The organism is Pigmentiphaga sp. GD03639 (assembly GCF_029845405.1).
In the GTDB taxonomy this organism is placed as follows: domain Bacteria; phylum Pseudomonadota; class Gammaproteobacteria; order Burkholderiales; family Burkholderiaceae_B; genus Pigmentiphaga; species Pigmentiphaga daeguensis.
This window is the reverse complement of record NZ_JAOCLR010000009.1, coordinates 103,358-119,089: the sequence shown is the minus strand read 5'-3', so window position 1 is coordinate 119,089 and position 15,732 is coordinate 103,358. Positions and strand designations below refer to the sequence as shown.

Below are 15,732 nucleotides of genomic sequence, written 5' to 3'. Positions count from 1 at the left end.
TCTTGACCGTGGCCAGCATGTCCGAACCCGTCCGCCTGTCCAAGCGCATGTCCGAACTGGGACTCTGCTCCCGCCGGGAGGCGGATGAATGGATCAGCCGCGGCTGGGTGCGCGTGGACGGCGCGGTGGTGTCGGTGCTGGGCAGCAAGGTGCTGCCGGACCAGAAGATCACCATCGAACGCCAGGCCAGCGCCGAACAGGCGCAGCGGGTCACCATCCTGCTGAACAAGCCGGTCGGCTATGTCAGCGGCCAGGCCGAGGACGGCTACCAGCCGGCCGTGACCCTGGTCAAGGCCAGCACGCGCTGGACCGGAGACCGCTCGCCCATCCGCTTCCAGCCCAGCCAGTTGCGCAGCCTGGTGCCGGCCGGACGGCTGGACATCGATTCGGTGGGCCTCTTGGTCCTGACCCAGGACGGCCGCATCGCCAAGCACCTGATCGGCGAGGACTCCACCGTCGACAAGGAATACCTGGTCCGCGTGCAGTACACCCGTCCGGGACGCCTGCCCGACAGCGACCTGAAGCGGCTCAACCACGGCCTGTCGCTGGACGGCAAGCCGCTGCGGCCGGCCAAGGTCCGCTGGCAGAACGACGACCAGTTGTCCTTCACCCTGCTCGAGGGCAAGAAACGCCAGATCCGCCGCATGTGCGAACTGGTGGGCCTGAAGGTGGTGGGCCTGAAGCGCGTGCGCATCGGCGGCGTGACGCTGGGCGACCTGCCGCCGGGTCAATGGCGCTATCTCCGGCCCGACGAACGGTTCTGATTCAGTCCAGCGACGCCCCCGATTCCTTGACCGCCGTGGCCCACACCTTGTTGTCGTCGGCCAGCTTGCGGGCGAACTGCTCGGGCGTATTGCACAGTACCGATACTCCGATGGCCGCCAGCTTCGCGGCGAACCCCGCGTCCTTGCCCGCTTCCGCCAGCGAGCCGGCGATGCGGTCGATCACCTCGCGAGGCGTGCCCGCCGGCGCGGCGATGCCGTTCCAGGTTTCCGTGGAAAACCCGGGATAGCCCTGCTCGGCCACCGTCTTGACCGAAGGCAGGTCGGTCGACCGGCGCTCGCCGGATACCGCCACGACGCGCAGCTTGTCGCTCTTGACGTAGGGCAGGACCTCGGCGACGTTGGCGAAGTACATGGGCACCTGCCCGCCCACCACGTCGGCGATGGCCGGCGCGCCGCCGCGATACGGGGCGTGGATCATCGACAGGCTGGCGCGCTTGACGAACATGGCCATCGTCAAATGGCTGACCGAGCCGCTGCCCGCCGAGGCATAGGCGACCTGGCCCGGCCGCGCCTTGATGTAGTCCACCAGTTCCGGCAGGCTCTTGGCCGGGAAGCCGGGATGGACCGCCAGCGCGAACTCGTTGGTGGCCACGATGGACACCGGCGCGAAGTCCTTGATGGGATCGTACCGGACCTTCTGCAAGGCCGGAACGATGGCCATCTGCGGCAAGGTGGCCATGAACAGCGTGTAGCCGTCGGGCCGGGCGCGCGCGACGTAGTCCGCGGCGATCGCGCCGTTGGCCCCCGGGCGGTTGTCGACCACCACGGTCTGCTTGAGCTGCGTGGTCAGCCATTCGGCGGTGATCCGCGCGATGCTGTCGGTATTGCCGCCGGCGGCGAACGGCACGACCAGCGTGATCGCGCGCTCGGGCCATGCCGCATGCGCGGCCCCCGCCATGGTCAGCGAAAGAAGAACCCCTGCAAATCGCCACTTCATTTTCATGCCATTCCCCGACGTGCGTGGTTGAAAAATCAGGCTGCGTGATTCATTTCCCGATAGACGTCGCGTGCCTCGGCTTCGGCCGCCTTTACGTGCGCCACGGCCACGGCGCGCGCCTCGCGGGCATCGCCCTTCTCCAGCGCGCCATAGATGGCCTCGAGCTCGCGCACGCTATGCTTGGCGCGACCGGGGCTGGCCATGGTCCGGGCCCGCAGGAAGTTGATGCGTGTCAAAAGGCCGTGCAGCACTTCGCCCATGACTGCGTTCCCGCAGCATTGGATGATCACTTCATAGAAATCCGCCGTGGCCGAGATGCGCGTCTTCCAGTCCTGCTGGTCGACGGCGGCGGCAAAGGTGTCGAGCGCCTCGCGCATGCGGCGCAGGTCGTCCGGCTTGACGCGTCCGGCCGCCAGCGCCGCGGCTTCGCCTTCGAGCAGCGCGCGCAGGTGATAGATGCTCTCGGCTTCTTCCCAGCTCAGTTCGGCCACCGACGGTCCCTTGTTGGGCACGATGGTGATGAGTTTTTCCGTTGCCAGCACCCGCAGCGCCTCGCGCACGGAAGTCCGGCTGACGCCCAGCAGGCTGCACAGCTTGGCCTCGACCAGCCGTTCGCCCGGCTTGAAGTAGCCGCTGGTGATGGCTTCGCGCACCAGGCGCACCGTTTCCTGTTGCACCGAACGCGGAGAAATCTTCAGGTCCATGGTGTCATCTCCGGTCACAGCGGCGGCCGTTGCCGGGCCTGGTGGCGGTCGAACAGGTCGTAGGCCCCCTTGAACCAGGGCTGGTCGGCCAGGCGCGCGCGCCAGGGCGTGGCGCGGGCCTTCGCGCGGGCCGGCGACTCCAGCGCCCCGACGTCGTCCAGGTAGTGCAGCGCCAGCCGGTTGTAGCGGCCCGGCTCGCCGTCCTTGACGTGGAAGCGCCGCACCGCGCGCCACTGCGGGCACTCCAGCAGCAACGGCACGTGGTCCTGTTCGTACCAGGCATCGAAATCAGCCAGGTGTTCCTCCGGCACGTTGAACCAGACGGCATACAGCACCGGAGCATCGAGCGCTTCGGCCGAGGCGTCGCCGGCGCTGCCGATTTCTTCGCACAGGTAGCGCGTGAATCCGGTCACGTTGCGCAGCATCCAGGCCGTTTCCTCGGAAGGGTGCTGCTTGATGGCCTGGTAGGCGACGGTGCGCAGCGCGGCCAGATCGTCCATTTCATAGACGGCCAGGTAGTTGCGCTCGGGCGCCGCATACCGCTGGGCGCTGACGAAACCGCGCAGGCCCATGCGGATGGGGATGTGTTCGGTGTCGTACCAGCGGTTGAACTTCTCTTCCCACTCGGGGGCCGGCTTCATCTCCGAGAACAGAATGGCGCGTCCGCGCATAGAGCCCTCCTGACCTTCATTGACTTTATGATTGTATGACAATAACATCGTCGAACATTCGGTTCAACAAGAATTTGGAACCCTCGCCCCGAGGGTGGCTGACGTCAGGAGCGACACATGCAATTGAAAGTACGCAGGTGGCAGGCGATCGTGGAAGAGAAGCTCGAGGAAGCCGGCCGGCCGGCCGACGAATCGCTGCGCAAGGCGGCCATCGTGGCCTTCGTGGAAAACCCCTACGCCGGGCGATACGTGGAAGACCTGTCGCCCATGATCGAGGCCAGCCCCGAACTGGGCGCCCGCATGGCCGCCCGGCTGCGCGCGGCCTACGGCGACCACCCCATCCTGTCGTACGGCAAGGCCGGTGTCGTCGGGCTGGGCGGGGAACAAGAACATGCCAACGCGTTGCTGACGACGGCGTCGGCCGAACCCCTGCGCAAGGAGATCGGCGGCGGCAAGGCCTGGATCTCGTCGGTGACCAAGATCGGCGGACCGGGCACGGTGCTGGACGTGCCGCTGGCCTCCAAGGATGCGCTGTACGTGCGCTCGCTCTATAACGCCATGACGCTGTATTTCGCCGACGGCCCCCTGCCCGACGAAATCGCGCTGGTGTTCGCCGTCTCCAACCGCGAGCGGCTCAACGCGCGCGTGGGCGGCCTGCGGCTGCGGGACGTGCAGGGCAAGGACGGACTCGTTTGAGGAGCACACGATGAAACTCGCCATCGTCAATCTGGGCCGGATACTGACCGGCGAATGGCGCGAGCCCTATGCCTCGGGCGACGCCATCCTGATGCAGGACGGGCTGATCTCCAAGGTCGGCACGCTGAGTCCTGCGGAAGTCGAAAGCGCCGACGTGGTCATCGACGCGGCCGGCACCACCGCCATTCCGGGCCTGATCGACTCGCAGGTGCACAACACCTTCGGCGACTACACGCCGCGACAGAAGACCGTGGGCTTCCTGGAAAGCTACGTGCACGGCGGCGTCACCACCGGCATCACGGCCTCGGAAGTGCACACGCCCGGCCGCCCCAAGGATCCGGCCGGCGTCAAGGCGCTGGCGGTGGCCGCCCAGCGCTGCTTCCAGGACTACCGTCCGGGCGGCATGCGGGTATATGCGGGCTCCATCATCATCGAACCCGGCCTGGTGGAACAGGACTTCGCCGACATCGCCGCGCAGGGCGTCTGGCTGGCCAAGGCCGGCTTCGGCGCGGTCAAGACCCCGTACGACTACGTGCAGGCCATAGGCTGGGCCCGCAAGCACGGCATGATCACCACCGTGCATACCGGCGGCTCGTCCATACCCGGTTCGTCGGGCATCTGGGCCGAGCACCTGATCGCCATGAACCCGCATGTCTCGTTCCACGTCAACGGCGGCCCCGTGGCCATGCCCGACGAGGGTTTTCCGAAGATGGTGTACGAGTCGGAGATCGCGCTGCAGGTCTGCACCGCGGGCAACCTGCGCACCACGCTCATGCTGGGCGACATGGTGCGCAAGGCCGACCAGTTCGACCGTTTCCTGATCGCCACCGACACGCCCACCGGCAGCGGCATCATGCCGCTCGGCATGATGTACACGATCACCCACCTGGCCAGCCTGACCGACATGCCGGTGGAATGGGCCATCGCGGCGGCCACCGGCAACAACGCCCGGGTCTACGGCATCAACAGCGGTTTCCTGAAGCCGGGCAAGGATGCCGACGTGGTCCTGCTGGACGCCTGCGTGGGCGGGTCCAAGGACGATCCGCTCGATGCCCTGCGCAACGGCGACATCGCCGCGGTGTCGGCCGTCGTGACCGCCGGCGTTCCGCGCTTCGTCGGCAAGAGCCGCAACACCCCGGCCGGCAACCGCCCGGTCCGCGTGGCCCGCTGCGACATTCCCCAGGACTACTCCACCGGAGGCCATTGAATGAGCAAGCACATCGCCATCGTGGGCGCCGGGCCGGTCGGTGTCGTCGCGGCGCTGGCCGCCGTCCAGCAGGGCTTCCGGGTCTCGCTGTACGAAGCCGAGTCGCGCGTGGACGACAGCCCCCGCGCCGCCACCACCCATAGCTCGACCCTGGAGATGATCGCCCGCGTGGGGCTGATCGACCGCTTCGTCAAGGAAGGCCTGACGGCGCGCTACTTCCAGTTCTGGGACCAGGCCGCGCAGTCCATGGTGGCCCAGTTCGACCACGAGATCCTGAAGGACGACACGCCCTACCCCTTCGTCGTGCAGACCGAGCAGCACAAGCTCGGCAACATGGGCATCGAGAAACTGCGCACGTACGCGGACGCGGCGGTCCACTTCGAGCATCGCATCACGGCGGTCGCGCAGTCCGGGGACGGCGTGACCCTGACCGCCCAGGCCCCCGGCGGAGAGGTACGCATCGAGGCCGACTACGTGATCGCGGCCGACGGCGGCCGCAGCGCGCTGCGCAAGGCGCTGGACATCCCGTTCGAAGGCATGACCTGGCCCGAGCGCTTCATCGTCATCACGGTCAAGGACGACTTCGAGCGCCTGATGGGCTGCTGCTACCGCAACTACCTCGCCCACCCCGACGCCTGGACGAACCTGTTCAAGATCTCGGGGGACGACATGCAGGGGCGCTGGCGCGCGGTGTTTCCATCGGGCGTGGACGAGACCGACGAAGAGGCCCTGAGCGACGCCGCGGTGGCCCGCCGCCTTGCCCACGTGTTCCCCAGGGCCGAGCCCTACGAGGTGCTGCACCGTAACATCTACCGCGTCCACCAGCGGGTGGCGGCGCGCTTCCGGCAGGGCCGGGTGTTCCTGGCGGGCGACGCCGCGCACGTCAACAACCCCATCGGCGGCCTGGGGCTGAACTGCGGCATCCACGACGCCATGGAACTGGTCGACATGCTGGCCGCCGTCGAGCGGGGCGAGGAAGACGCGTCGGTCTTCGATCGCTACGAGCGCCGGCGCCGGCAGATGAACATCGAGTTCGTGCAGCAGCAGACGGTCAACAACAAGAAGCGCCTGGAGGAGAAGGATCCCGCCGTGCGCGCACAGGCGCTGGACGACATCCGCAGGATCGCCGACGATCCGCAGCGGCACCGCCAGTTCCTGCTGCGCAGCTCGCTGATCGACAGCGTGCGCAAGGCCAGGACGATCGCCTGAGGCGCCCGGGCCGGTTCGCCGGCCCTATCCCGCCGCGCAGTACGGCGCCGGGCCGCCGCCCGGCACCGCGCGCACGCTGGCGGCGATGGCATCGGCCACCAGGGCGACCAGCCCCTGGTGGGCCGCCACCACGTCGGCGACCGACCCGCCGGCCGCGGCCTGCTCGAAGCGGCCCAGGCAGACCTGCCCCGCGCCACCCGCCGACGGTTTGACCGACCACGCCACCGTGGCCTCGACCGGTCCGCCCAGGCGCGCGTCCAGGCGCGAGAACTCGACGTTGATGCGGTAGGCGGGCTTGCCCGCCACGCCGCCCTTGGCCACGTCCACCGCGTGCAGCCGGCCCTGGAGCGCCGAGGACAGCGCATCCTGCAACTCGTCCCCCAGCGTGGCGGACCACCGCTGCCCTTCCAGCATCTGCAGCTTCGCGCCATCCTCGCGCAGCACGATCTGGCGGCGGCGCAGGCGCTCGGGCAGCGCCACGGGAGCCAGGTCGATCACCATGGCCGGTCCGGCCGAGGGCACCGCTGCCGCTTCCCGCGACGGGACCTGCAGCGTGTAGACGTCGGGCGCCGGCGGCGCGGCGCATCCCGACAGTCCGGCGGCCAGCGCCGCCACGCCCAGCGCGTGTGTCTTCATCGTTCTTCCTTGGGCTTTCCGCGCAGCAGAGACTGCGGGTTCTCTTCCAGATAGTCGGTCAACTGGCGCAGCGAATTGGCGGTGCGCATCAGCTCCTGCAACGCGCGCCGCAGGTCCTGCTGCATTGGGGCATCGGCCGAGAACGTGCCTTCGGCGGCCTTGAGCGTCTTGCGCGCGTCTTCCATGGTCGCCACGATCTCCGGGGCGACCTGCCCGTCCAGCCGTTTCACCAGCTTGTCGGCCGACGCCATGGTCTCGCGCATGCCGGCCAGCGCCGCCGTCAGGTCGCGGCCGATGGCGTCGAACGGCACCTTGCCGATCTTGTCCACGATGTCGGCCAGCTTGCCCTGCAATTCATCGAAGGCGCCCGGTATCGTCGGGAATTCGTCCAGGCCGTGGCTGCGGCCCATGTTGGCCGGCGGCGGCGCACCCTTGAAGAAATCGATGGCGACGTACATCTGGCCGGTCAGCAGGTTGCCGTTGCGCAGTTGGGCGCGCATGCCGCGGCGCACCAGCGCGTCCGTCAGGCGGCGCTCCGCGTCGGCATCCAGCGCGCCCGGCTCGCCGGGCCGGCGCAGGCCCAGGCGCGAGGGATAGAAGTCCACCACCACCGGCAGCCGGAAGGAATTGGTGGACCGGTCGAACTCGATGCCGATGGAGCGGACGGCGCCTATCACCACCCCGCGGAAGTCGACCGGCGCGCCGGGCGACAGGCCCCGGACCGATTGCTCGAAGTACATCACCACGCTGGTCGCCGGACCGTCGTCGACCTTGAGCGCGTCGTCCTGGTTGCCGGCAAGCTGGAACACGGCATCGTCCTGCGCCGGCTGCCCCGGCGGCAGGTGGGGCGAGTCGATGAACGAGACCCCGCCCAGCAGCACGGTGGAGATCGATTCGGTCTGCAGCTTCAGGCCGTCGGCGTCCAGCTTGAGGTTGACGCCGCTGGAATGCCAGAAGCGGGAACTGGTGGTGACGAAGCTGTCGTAGGGCGACCGGACGAATACCCGCACGGTCACGCCCTTGCCGTTCTGGTCCAGGTCATAGGCCACGACCTGGCCCACGTTGACGCGGCGGAAGTACACCGGCGAACCGATGTCGAGCGAGCCCAGGTCGCCGGCGTGCAGGACGAACTGCTTGCCCGGCGTGTCGGCCGTCACGATGGGCGGCACTTCCAGGCCCGTGAACGAGTCCTCGCGCTCCTGCGAACGTCCGGCGTCCACGCCTATGTAGGCGCCCGACAGCAGCGTGCCCAGGCCGCTGACGCCGCTGGCGGCGATGCGCGGCTTGACCACCCAGAAGCGGCTGTCCTCGACGGCGAAGTTGGCGGCATCGGAGGTCAGCTCGACCTCGACGATGACGTGCGACCGGTCTTCGGCCAGGCGGATGGATTTCACCTGGCCGATGTCCACGTCCTTGTAGCGGACCTTGGTCTTGCCCGCCTCGATGCCTTCGGCCGAGCGGAAGGTGATGTCGATGGTCGGCCCGCGGGCATACCAGCTGTTGACCGCGAACGAAAGGCCGGCGATGGCCGCGACGATGGGAATCAGCCAGACCAGCGACGGCAGCCACCGGTTGGGCCGGCGGCGCGCCGGCTCGCCCGGCGTGGCGTCGGCGGGAGTATCAGGCTTGGTTGTCATGGGCGTCTATGGGGTCCCAGATAAGGCGAGGATCGAAGCTCATCGAAGCGAGCATGGTCAGCACGACCACGGCACCGAACGCGATCGCGCCGGGCTCGGGCCGGACGGTGGCCAGCGCATCCAGGCGCACCAGCGAAGCCAGCAGCGCGACGACGAACACGTCCACCATGGACCAGCGCCCCACGGCCTCGACCATGCCGTACAGCCGGGTGCGTTCGACCGGCCGCCAGGTCGAACGCGCCTGGGCCGTGATGACGAGCATCAGCAATACGATGAGCTTGAAGATGGGGATGACGATGCTGGCGCAGAAAACCACGGCGGCGACGAAATAGGAGCCGTCCTGCCACAGGTAGACGACGCCGCTCAGGATGGTGTTGGTCTGCGAGCCCAGCAGCGTGCCGGTGGTCATGATGGGCAGGATGTTGGCCGGCAGGTACAGGGCCATGGCGGCCAGCAGGAAGGCCCAGGTGCGGCGCAGGCTGTCGGGCTTGCGCAGGTGCAGCGCCGCACCGCAGCGGTCGCACGCGAAGCCGCCGCGCCGGCGGGGATGGATGGCCGAGCACTGCGGGCACTCCATCACGCCCGCCTGTGCCGCGGTGCGCACCGGGCTCATGGCCGGTGCTCCGCGGGAGACGGATGGCCGGCCTCGATGGCCTCGGCATGCTCCCACAGGTCGGCCGGATCGAAGCTGACCACGATCGCCAGCAGCACCGTCAGCGCCCCGAACGCCCACAGCGCCACGCCGGGGATCACGATCGCCATCGCGGACAATTTCACCAGCGATGCCACGATGCCCAGCATGAAGACCTCGATCATGCCCCACGGCCGCCCCAGCCGGACAAGGCGCACCACCGGGCCGAAGCCGGCCGGGATCCGGCCCAGCCACAGCGGCACCAGCAGGTAGGCCAGCAGGCCCAGTTCGACCAGCGGCATCAGGATGGTCGTGACGAATACCAGGGTCGAGACCGACAGCATGTCCTCCCGCGCCAGTACCCGGACCGCGCCCCAGACGGTGGTGCGCGTGCTCAGGCCCTGGATCTCCATCGTGACGATGGGGAAGGCGTTGCAGCAGACGAAGACGATGAGGCTGGCCAGCACCACCGGCAGCAGGGCTCCGTAGCGCCGGTCGTTGTTCCGGTAGAGCTCGGACCCGCAACGTGGGCAATAGGCCCGCTCGCCCGGGTCGAGCCGGATCCGGCGGAACACGGCATCGCAGTGTTCGCACAGCTTCAGCGACGTGTCGGCGCGAGGATCGGAATAGTTGGACATGAAGAGGGCTGTCCGCTTCCGCCGCGGGCGGATTGGGCAAGAAGACACTTACAGACAAGACTGTATGTATATGCCTGCGCCATGATATCGCAGATTGCCGCGGCCGCGCATCGCCTCACGGCGCCTGGGACAGGGCCCGGGCCTCTTCCTCCAGGCATTCGACCAGGGCCAGCATGGCGGGCGACGGTTCCAGGCTGTCATGGCGTATCACCCCGATGGGGCCGAACACCGGCGGCAACTCCACCGCCAGAATCGCCAGCGCATGCCGGCGCGCATGATAGGCGGCCACCGCGCGCGGCATCACCGACAAGGCCTGGCTGTTGTCCATCAGGACCATGTTGTTCAGCACCGAGGCCGATTCCACCCGCGAGGCCGGACGGACGTCCTCGCGCTGGAACAGCATGTCCAGCCCCGCGCGCACCGGGCTGCCGCGCGGCGGCAGGATCCACGGGTAGGCCGCCAGGTCCTTCCAGGACGGCCGTTTCCTGGATGCCAGCGGGTGGCTGGCCGACCCGCATACGCACATCGGCTCTTCACCCAGGATGCGCGTGGAGAGTCCGGCACCGGCCGTGCCCGCCCCCAGCCGCGCCACCACCAGGTCCAGCTTGCGGGTCTGGAGATCGGGCAGCAGCGCCTCGATCGAACCTTCTCGCACCAGCACGTTGACCCCCGCCGTCCGGCGCTCGAGCCGCAACAGCGTGCGCGGGACCAGGAAGGCGGCGGAGGACGAGTTGATGCCCACGCTCAGGGTCTCGACGCCCAGGCCGCCGGGCTCGGACCATTCCCGTCCCATGCGTTCGAGGTCGCCCAGCACCCAGCGCGCGTGCCGGATCATCGAGGCGCCGTGCAGCGTCGGGAAGGTCCCTTTCGAGGTGCGCTCGAACAACCTGGCCCCGACCATGCCCTCGAGCTCGGCCAACATCCTGGAGACCGCCGGCTGGGTCGTGGCCATGCGGCGCGCGGCCTCGCCCACGTTGCGCACGTCGTCCATCACCACCATCAGGCGCAGGTGGCGCAGCCGGAGCCGGCCGCGCAGGTACCAGTCCGCGCGCAGCGCGGTCTCGGAAGCATCGGGCATTACATACCAATTTTGATATGTTGATGGCCAAATATATCATTGGACCGCAATGATCGAGATCGGCCATCATCTGCCGCAGATGAAGCGTCCGCCACCAGGAACGGACGCATCGAAGGAGACGATCATGCTGAATTCCGCCACCGGCCTCGTGGCCGCCCTCGCCTTCGCGGCCGGTGCCCAGGCCGCCTATCCCGACCGCCCCGTCACGCTGGTCGTGCCCTCGGTTCCCGGCGGCGCCGCCGACATGGTGGGCCGGCTGGTCGCCGAACAGCTCGGCAAGCAGTGGAACGTACCCATCATCGTCGAGAACAAGCCCGGCGGCGCCACCATCATCGGCACCCAGGCGGTGATCAAGGCCGCGCCCGACGGCTATACCCTGCTGCTGGGCATCGACGCCTCCTTCGCCGCGGTGCCCTTCCTGATGGAGAAAATGCCGTACCAGCCGCAGAAGGACCTGGAACCGGTCGCCACGCTGTCCACCCTGCGCTACGTGCTGGTCGCCTCGCCCACGGCGCCGTTCAAATCGGTCGAACAACTGCTGGAGCAGGCGCGCGCCCGCCCCGACACGATCACCTACGCCAGCGGCGGCGAGGGCTCCACCCACCACCTGGGCATGGCGCTGTTCGAACAGGAGGCCGGCGTGTCGTTCAAGCACGTGCCGTACAAGGCGGCGCCCCAGGGCTTCGTGGACGTGATGGGCGGCCACATCGACATGATGTTCCTGGCCGCCAGCACGGCCATCCAGCCGGTCCGGGGCGGCAAGGTCCAGGGGCTGGCCAACACGGCGGCCACGCCCATCCCCGACCTGCCTGACCTGCCCATGCTCAAGGACAAGGTGAAGGGCTTCACCTTCGACAGCTGGTTCGGCCTGTTCGCGCCGGCCGGCACGCCGGCGGCGGTGATCGACAAGCTGACCGCGTCCGTCCAGGCGGTGCTGCGCAATCCGCAGGTGCGCGACAAGCTGCAGGCCCAGGGCCTGGCGGCGGGCGAAGGCGGCCCGCGCGAGCTGCGCGAGCGCATCGCCGCGGACACTCGCCGCCTCGTCCCCGTCATCGCCAAGATCAAGAGCCAGCAAAGCAAGCCATGAAGCGCCCCAACATCCTGCTCATCACCACCGACCAGCACCGGGGCGACTGCCTGGGCTTTGCCGGACGGCGCGTGAAGACGCCGCACATCGACGAGCTGGCTCGCACCGGCACGCACTTCTCGTCGTGCATCACGCCCAACCTGGTATGCCAGCCATCACGGGCATCGATACTGACCGGCCTGCTGCCGCTGACCCACGGCGTCTGCGACAACGGCATCGACCTGGACGAGCGCACGGGCGAAGCCGGCTTCGCCGGCAGCCTGGCCGCGGCGGGATACGCCACCAGCTTCATCGGCAAGGCACATTTCTCCACGCACCACACATTCGCCCGCACCGGCCGGCCCGAGTGCCAGCACACCGAGGCCGAACTGGGGCCCGACTGGTCGGGTCCCTACATGGGCTTCGGCCACGTGGAACTGGTCGTCGAAGGCCACAACTACTGGCTGCCCACGCCGCTGCCCGGCGGCCTGCACCATTCTCGCTGGTACTACGGCGACGGGCTGGGGGACATGCGCAACCGCCTCTACCAGACCGACCTGGGACCACCCAGCGGCGCGCCGCAAACCTTCAACTCGGCCCTGCCCGTGGCCTGGCACAACTCGACCTGGATCGGCGACCGGACCATCGAATACCTGCGCGCGCATCGCGACGAGCCCTTCTGCCTGTGGGCCTCGTTCCCGGATCCGCACCATCCCTTCGACTGCCCCGAACCCTGGTCCCGGCTGCATCATCCGGACGACGTGGACCTGCCCCGCCACCGTTCCACCGACTACGATCGGCGCCCCTGGTGGCATCGCGCCGCCATGGAAAGCCGGCCGGTGGGCAGCGCCGAGGTCCAGGCATTGCGACAGAACTTCTCGCGCATCCCCACCCAGCCCGATGCCCAGCTGCGCAACATCATCGCCAACTACTACGGAATGATCTCGCTGGTGGACCACCAGGTAGGCCGCATCCTCAAGGCCTTGCACGAGTACGGACTGGACGGCGACACGCTGGTCGTCTTCACCTCGGACCACGGCGAATGGCTGGGCGACCACGGCCTGATGCTCAAGGGACCCATGGCCTACGAAGGCCTGCTGCGCGTGGCCATGGTGGCGCGCGGGCCGGGCGTGCAAGCCGGCGTGCAGGTGCGCGATCCGGTCTCGACCCTGGACCTCGCGGCCACGATGTTCGACTACGCGAACACCGCCGCGCTGGGGCCGCAGCACGGCCGGAGCTTGCGGCCGCTGCTGGAAGGCGCGGACGCCGGCCGGGACTATGCCCTGAGCGAATGGGACGTAGCGGCCTCGCGCTGCGGCGTGGAACTGAAGCTGCGCACGGTACGCACCCGGGACTGGAAACTCACGCACGAACAGGGCAGCGGCGCGGGCGAGATGTACAACCTGGCCGACGATCCGGACGAGATGGACAACCTGTTCGACGACCCTGGCTACGCGGGCCGGCGGCGGGAACTGCTGGACATGCTGCGCGAGCGGCCCGATGACCGGCGGCCCGAGCGGCTGCCGGCTTCGGGCGTGGCCTGAGACGGCGGCCCCAATCCTAGGGCTCCCGGGAAGACTCGGGCTTGAACCGGCCCAGCCCCCTGGAAACCTGATCGGCCGACTCGACCAGCCTGGCCAGATAGCGATCCACCGCCTCGACCGATGTCATCACCGACGAAAACCAGGTCAGGCCCAGCGTGGCGGCGACGCCGCCATGGTGGAAAACCGGAACAGCCAGCGTGCAGGACTGCTGGCTGAGTTCGGGCACGCGCAGGGCATACCCCTGCCGCCGGGTCTCCTCCAGCAGGCGCTCCAGCCCCTCGGGGTCATGCGCCAGCGCGTCTTCCTCGCGGCCCGTGCGGCGCACCACGTCCAGGATGAACTCGCGCTCCTGCGGATCGCAGAATGCAAGGTAGGCCAGGCCCAGCGCCCGCCCCACCAGGCTGCGCCGAAGGTTGATCGACGAATGCAGCAGCGACAGCGGCGACTGCGGAATGGTGCTGTAGCGCACCACCATCGCGTCGATGTCCAGCAGCGCCAGCGTGACCGGCCACTTGAATTCGCGCGTCAGCGCGTCGCACACGGGCGTAGCCACCTCGATCACCTGCGGCTGGTGGTTGTAGCCGCAGCACAGCGACGCCACGCCCGAGGCGAGGTAGTACGCGCCGAACCGCACCGATTGCGCCACCAGCCCCTTGGCTTCGAACGTGCGCAGCAGCCGTGCGATCGTGGACTTGGGTATGCCGGTGCGCCGGTGCAGATCGTCGATGCTCGATACCGACTGCCGGTTCAGGGCCTGCAACAGCTCGATCGCCCGCTCCACGCTGCGGATGCCGCCGCGGGCGCGTTCGTCCGGCGCGTCCGGATGCGGCCGGGTCATGCCGGCTGCGCCTCGGCGGCACCGGCCGCGGCGCGCGCCGCCATGTGCTGGCGATAGGTGCTGAGGCGGTAGCCAAGATCGGGCGAAGCCTCTTCCACATGCATGGAGATAGCAATGGGCAAACGGTCGGACAAGGGCTTGAATCGTGCGAGGATGGCAGCGAACAAGCGGTCGGTCGACGCCTTCTTTACCTGCGGATCCCGGCCAGGCAGCGTGCGCAGGACAAGATGCACGAAGACGTTGTCGGGGTGGGCGTCGGCGATGCGGTAGCGCCGGACCGGCACCGCGCGGGTACGCAGCCCGGCCAGCGGAAAGACACCGTCGACCGCCACCTCGCGGTGTATGTCATCGAGCAGCGCGTCGACATCGACGTGCGACTCCAGGTTGTCGGAATACTCCATCCACAGATGCGGCATGTCTGTCCCCCTGGCTTACTGGATGCGCAACTGATGGCGCTGGATGAAACCTGCGATGTCCCGCGCCTCGCCACGATACTTCTTGCCGAAATCCGCGGCGCTCTGCACGTCCAGGATGATCCCCTCTTCGCCCAGCTTGCTCTGGACGGCGGGATCCCTGAGTGCGGCATTGATGGCCGTATTGAGGCGCTCGACCACCTCGGGCGGCGTGGAGGGCGGGGCGAACACGCCCAGCGCGCCGCTGGCATTGAAGCCCGGCGCGCCGCTGCGGGCGATCACCGGCAGCCTGGGAAAGGCGGGGCTGGGATCGGGCGAACCGATGGCCAGCGCCCGAACGGTGCCGCTTTGCAGATGGCCGGCGGCCAGCGACGAGGAACCGAAGATGGCCTGCACCCGGCCGCCCAGCATGTCGGTCAGCATCTGGGCCGCGCCCTTGTACGGCACCGCGGTCATCTTCAGGCCAAAGGCCGCGTTCAGGTGCTCCAGCGCGAAATGGTTGGGCGAACCGATGCCGCTGGTGCCGAAGTTGTAGATGCCCGGCCGGCTCTTGACCAGCGCCACGAACTCCTCGAAGGTCTTGGCCGGAAAATCGGCGCCAACCAGCAACAGCGTGGTCGGCCGCCCCACCGAGGCCACCGGGAGCAGGCCGTTGACCGGATCGAAGCTGAGTCCCTGGTTGGTGGCCGCGGCGATCTGCAACGAGGTGTAGGCGGTGAAGAGGATGGTATGGCCGTCGGGTTTGGCCTTGGAGGCGAGGTTGGCGCCGACCAGGCCCGCCGCCCCACCCTTGTTCTCGGGCACGACGGCCTGGCCCAGCATGGGGGCCAACACGGTCGCCAACTGGCGCGCGACGGTATCGACGATGGCGCCGGGCGGATAACCGATCAGCATGGTCACGGGCTGGGTGGGATACGGCCCCTGGGCCTGCGACGGCGCGGCGGCCAGCAGCGCGAAAACGGCGCCCAGCAGGCGCGCGGCGGTACGGACGGCGCGTGGGCAAGCGCGCGCCGCCGAAAGCTCGGAACGGTACATGATGTCT

Annotated in this window: 17 protein-coding genes; 6 read left to right on the top strand and 11 right to left on the bottom strand. The window is 68.6% G+C overall.

Annotated elements, in window-relative coordinates:
* Window positions 1–17 precede the first annotated feature (17 nt).
* Window positions 18–764 carry a pseudouridine synthase gene (locus tag N5K27_RS12330; protein WP_279816736.1) on the top strand — a complete coding sequence of 249 codons (747 nt, stop codon included), beginning with the start codon at window positions 18–20 and terminating at the stop codon, window positions 762–764.
* Between the two features lies 1 nt (window position 765).
* Here N5K27_RS12330 and N5K27_RS12325 read toward each other — a convergent pair whose 3' ends face one another.
* Genes N5K27_RS12325 through N5K27_RS12315 form a run of 3 tightly spaced genes read right to left on the bottom strand, consistent with a single transcriptional unit; the run spans window position 766 to window position 3,097 of the window.
* On the bottom strand, window positions 766–1,722 hold the full coding sequence (locus N5K27_RS12325) for a tripartite tricarboxylate transporter substrate binding protein (RefSeq protein ID WP_165963047.1): 957 nt from the start codon (window positions 1,720–1,722) through the stop codon (window positions 766–768).
* Between the two features lie 35 nt (window positions 1,723–1,757).
* Window positions 1,758–2,426 (bottom strand): GntR family transcriptional regulator, encoded by a 669-nt coding sequence (locus tag N5K27_RS12320; protein WP_279816733.1) that lies wholly within the window; start codon window positions 2,424–2,426, stop codon window positions 1,758–1,760.
* Window positions 2,427–2,440: 14 nt separating this feature from the next.
* Window positions 2,441–3,097: a DUF4286 family protein gene (locus N5K27_RS12315; protein ID WP_279816731.1), complete on the bottom strand. Its 657-nt coding sequence runs from the start codon at window positions 3,095–3,097 to the stop codon at window positions 2,441–2,443.
* 117 nt (window positions 3,098–3,214) lie between these two features.
* Here N5K27_RS12315 and N5K27_RS12310 point away from each other — a divergent pair, with 117 nt between their 5' ends.
* Genes N5K27_RS12310 through N5K27_RS12300 form a run of 3 tightly spaced genes read left to right on the top strand, consistent with a single transcriptional unit; the run spans window position 3,215 to window position 6,209 of the window.
* Window positions 3,215–3,793: an amino acid synthesis family protein gene (locus N5K27_RS12310; RefSeq protein WP_130357428.1), complete on the top strand. Its 579-nt coding sequence runs from the start codon at window positions 3,215–3,217 to the stop codon at window positions 3,791–3,793.
* Between the two features lie 10 nt (window positions 3,794–3,803).
* On the top strand, window positions 3,804–5,000 hold the full coding sequence (locus N5K27_RS12305) for an amidohydrolase family protein (protein WP_087837079.1): 1,197 nt from the start codon (window positions 3,804–3,806) through the stop codon (window positions 4,998–5,000).
* Window positions 5,001–6,209, top strand: coding sequence for an NAD(P)/FAD-dependent oxidoreductase (locus N5K27_RS12300; protein WP_087837080.1), 1,209 nt, complete (start codon window positions 5,001–5,003; stop codon window positions 6,207–6,209). It abuts the gene before it with no gap.
* 24 nt (window positions 6,210–6,233) lie between these two features.
* Here N5K27_RS12300 and N5K27_RS12295 read toward each other — a convergent pair whose 3' ends face one another.
* The 5 genes from N5K27_RS12295 to N5K27_RS12275 all read right to left on the bottom strand — a co-directional run bounded on the left by N5K27_RS12295 (window position 6,234) and on the right by N5K27_RS12275 (window position 10,829).
* Window positions 6,234–6,845 (bottom strand): PqiC family protein, encoded by a 612-nt coding sequence (locus N5K27_RS12295; RefSeq protein WP_279816726.1) that lies wholly within the window; start codon window positions 6,843–6,845, stop codon window positions 6,234–6,236.
* Window positions 6,842–8,482 carry an MlaD family protein gene (locus N5K27_RS12290; RefSeq protein ID WP_279816724.1) on the bottom strand — a complete coding sequence of 547 codons (1,641 nt, stop codon included), beginning with the start codon at window positions 8,480–8,482 and terminating at the stop codon, window positions 6,842–6,844. Before N5K27_RS12290 ends, N5K27_RS12295 begins: the two co-directional genes overlap by 4 nt.
* Window positions 8,466–9,095, bottom strand: coding sequence for a paraquat-inducible protein A (locus N5K27_RS12285; protein ID WP_132979180.1), 630 nt, complete (start codon window positions 9,093–9,095; stop codon window positions 8,466–8,468). The genes N5K27_RS12290 and N5K27_RS12285 overlap by 17 nt, the downstream gene beginning before the upstream one ends.
* Window positions 9,092–9,751: a paraquat-inducible protein A gene (locus tag N5K27_RS12280; protein ID WP_132979179.1), complete on the bottom strand. Its 660-nt coding sequence runs from the start codon at window positions 9,749–9,751 to the stop codon at window positions 9,092–9,094. The genes N5K27_RS12285 and N5K27_RS12280 overlap by 4 nt, the downstream gene beginning before the upstream one ends.
* Window positions 9,752–9,866: 115 nt before the next feature.
* Window positions 9,867–10,829, bottom strand: coding sequence for a LysR family transcriptional regulator (locus N5K27_RS12275; protein WP_279816719.1), 963 nt, complete (start codon window positions 10,827–10,829; stop codon window positions 9,867–9,869).
* A gap of 124 nt (window positions 10,830–10,953) precedes the next feature.
* Between N5K27_RS12275 and N5K27_RS12270 the strand changes: the two genes are divergently transcribed.
* Complete coding sequence (locus N5K27_RS12270; protein ID WP_279816717.1) at window positions 10,954–11,916, top strand: tripartite tricarboxylate transporter substrate binding protein; 963 nt, start codon at window positions 10,954–10,956, stop codon at window positions 11,914–11,916.
* Complete coding sequence (locus tag N5K27_RS12265; RefSeq protein WP_279816714.1) at window positions 11,913–13,439, top strand: sulfatase-like hydrolase/transferase; 1,527 nt, start codon at window positions 11,913–11,915, stop codon at window positions 13,437–13,439. Before N5K27_RS12270 ends, N5K27_RS12265 begins: the two co-directional genes overlap by 4 nt.
* 16 nt (window positions 13,440–13,455) lie before the next feature.
* Here the strand turns inward: N5K27_RS12265 and N5K27_RS12260 are convergent, their stop codons facing one another.
* From N5K27_RS12260 to N5K27_RS12250, 3 genes are read right to left on the bottom strand one after another with little or no spacing between them, the layout of a single operon-like run.
* The gene (locus tag N5K27_RS12260; protein WP_087837088.1) at window positions 13,456–14,277 is read right to left on the bottom strand and encodes a DNA-binding transcriptional regulator; all 822 of its coding nucleotides are present in this window, start codon (window positions 14,275–14,277) and stop codon (window positions 13,456–13,458) included.
* Window positions 14,274–14,693, bottom strand: a complete 420-nt coding sequence (locus N5K27_RS12255; RefSeq protein ID WP_279816712.1) for a 5-carboxymethyl-2-hydroxymuconate isomerase — start codon at window positions 14,691–14,693, stop codon at window positions 14,274–14,276. The genes N5K27_RS12260 and N5K27_RS12255 overlap by 4 nt, the downstream gene beginning before the upstream one ends.
* Before the next feature lie 15 nt (window positions 14,694–14,708).
* Window positions 14,709–15,725 carry a tripartite tricarboxylate transporter substrate binding protein gene (locus N5K27_RS12250; RefSeq protein ID WP_279816710.1) on the bottom strand — a complete coding sequence of 339 codons (1,017 nt, stop codon included), beginning with the start codon at window positions 15,723–15,725 and terminating at the stop codon, window positions 14,709–14,711.
* Window positions 15,726–15,732: the final 7 nt, after the last annotated feature.

Excerpts from the sequence above, each read along its gene's own strand:
- N5K27_RS12285 (WP_132979180.1), bottom strand. The coding sequence starts at position 9,095 with ATGAGCCCGGTGCGCACCGCGGCACAGGCGGGCGTGATGGAGTGCCCG.
- N5K27_RS12275 (WP_279816719.1), bottom strand. The coding sequence starts at position 10,829 with ATGCCCGATGCTTCCGAGACCGCGCTGCGCGCGGACTGGTACCTGCGC.
- N5K27_RS12265 (WP_279816714.1), top strand. The coding sequence starts at position 11,913 with ATGAAGCGCCCCAACATCCTGCTCATCACCACCGACCAGCACCGGGGC.
- N5K27_RS12295 (WP_279816726.1), bottom strand. The coding sequence starts at position 6,845 with ATGAAGACACACGCGCTGGGCGTGGCGGCGCTGGCCGCCGGACTGTCG.
- N5K27_RS12325 (WP_165963047.1), bottom strand. The coding sequence starts at position 1,722 with ATGAAGTGGCGATTTGCAGGGGTTCTTCTTTCGCTGACCATGGCGGGG.
- N5K27_RS12320 (WP_279816733.1), bottom strand. The coding sequence starts at position 2,426 with ATGGACCTGAAGATTTCTCCGCGTTCGGTGCAACAGGAAACGGTGCGC.
- N5K27_RS12315 (WP_279816731.1), bottom strand. The coding sequence starts at position 3,097 with ATGCGCGGACGCGCCATTCTGTTCTCGGAGATGAAGCCGGCCCCCGAG.
- N5K27_RS12260 (WP_087837088.1), bottom strand. The coding sequence starts at position 14,277 with ATGACCCGGCCGCATCCGGACGCGCCGGACGAACGCGCCCGCGGCGGC.
- N5K27_RS12330 (WP_279816736.1), top strand. The coding sequence starts at position 18 with ATGTCCGAACCCGTCCGCCTGTCCAAGCGCATGTCCGAACTGGGACTC.
- N5K27_RS12310 (WP_130357428.1), top strand. The coding sequence starts at position 3,215 with ATGCAATTGAAAGTACGCAGGTGGCAGGCGATCGTGGAAGAGAAGCTC.
- N5K27_RS12270 (WP_279816717.1), top strand. The coding sequence starts at position 10,954 with ATGCTGAATTCCGCCACCGGCCTCGTGGCCGCCCTCGCCTTCGCGGCC.
- N5K27_RS12250 (WP_279816710.1), bottom strand. The coding sequence starts at position 15,725 with ATGTACCGTTCCGAGCTTTCGGCGGCGCGCGCTTGCCCACGCGCCGTC.
- N5K27_RS12305 (WP_087837079.1), top strand. The coding sequence starts at position 3,804 with ATGAAACTCGCCATCGTCAATCTGGGCCGGATACTGACCGGCGAATGG.
- N5K27_RS12280 (WP_132979179.1), bottom strand. The coding sequence starts at position 9,751 with ATGTCCAACTATTCCGATCCTCGCGCCGACACGTCGCTGAAGCTGTGC.
- N5K27_RS12300 (WP_087837080.1), top strand. The coding sequence starts at position 5,001 with ATGAGCAAGCACATCGCCATCGTGGGCGCCGGGCCGGTCGGTGTCGTC.
- N5K27_RS12255 (WP_279816712.1), bottom strand. The coding sequence starts at position 14,693 with ATGCCGCATCTGTGGATGGAGTATTCCGACAACCTGGAGTCGCACGTC.
- N5K27_RS12290 (WP_279816724.1), bottom strand. The coding sequence starts at position 8,482 with ATGACAACCAAGCCTGATACTCCCGCCGACGCCACGCCGGGCGAGCCG.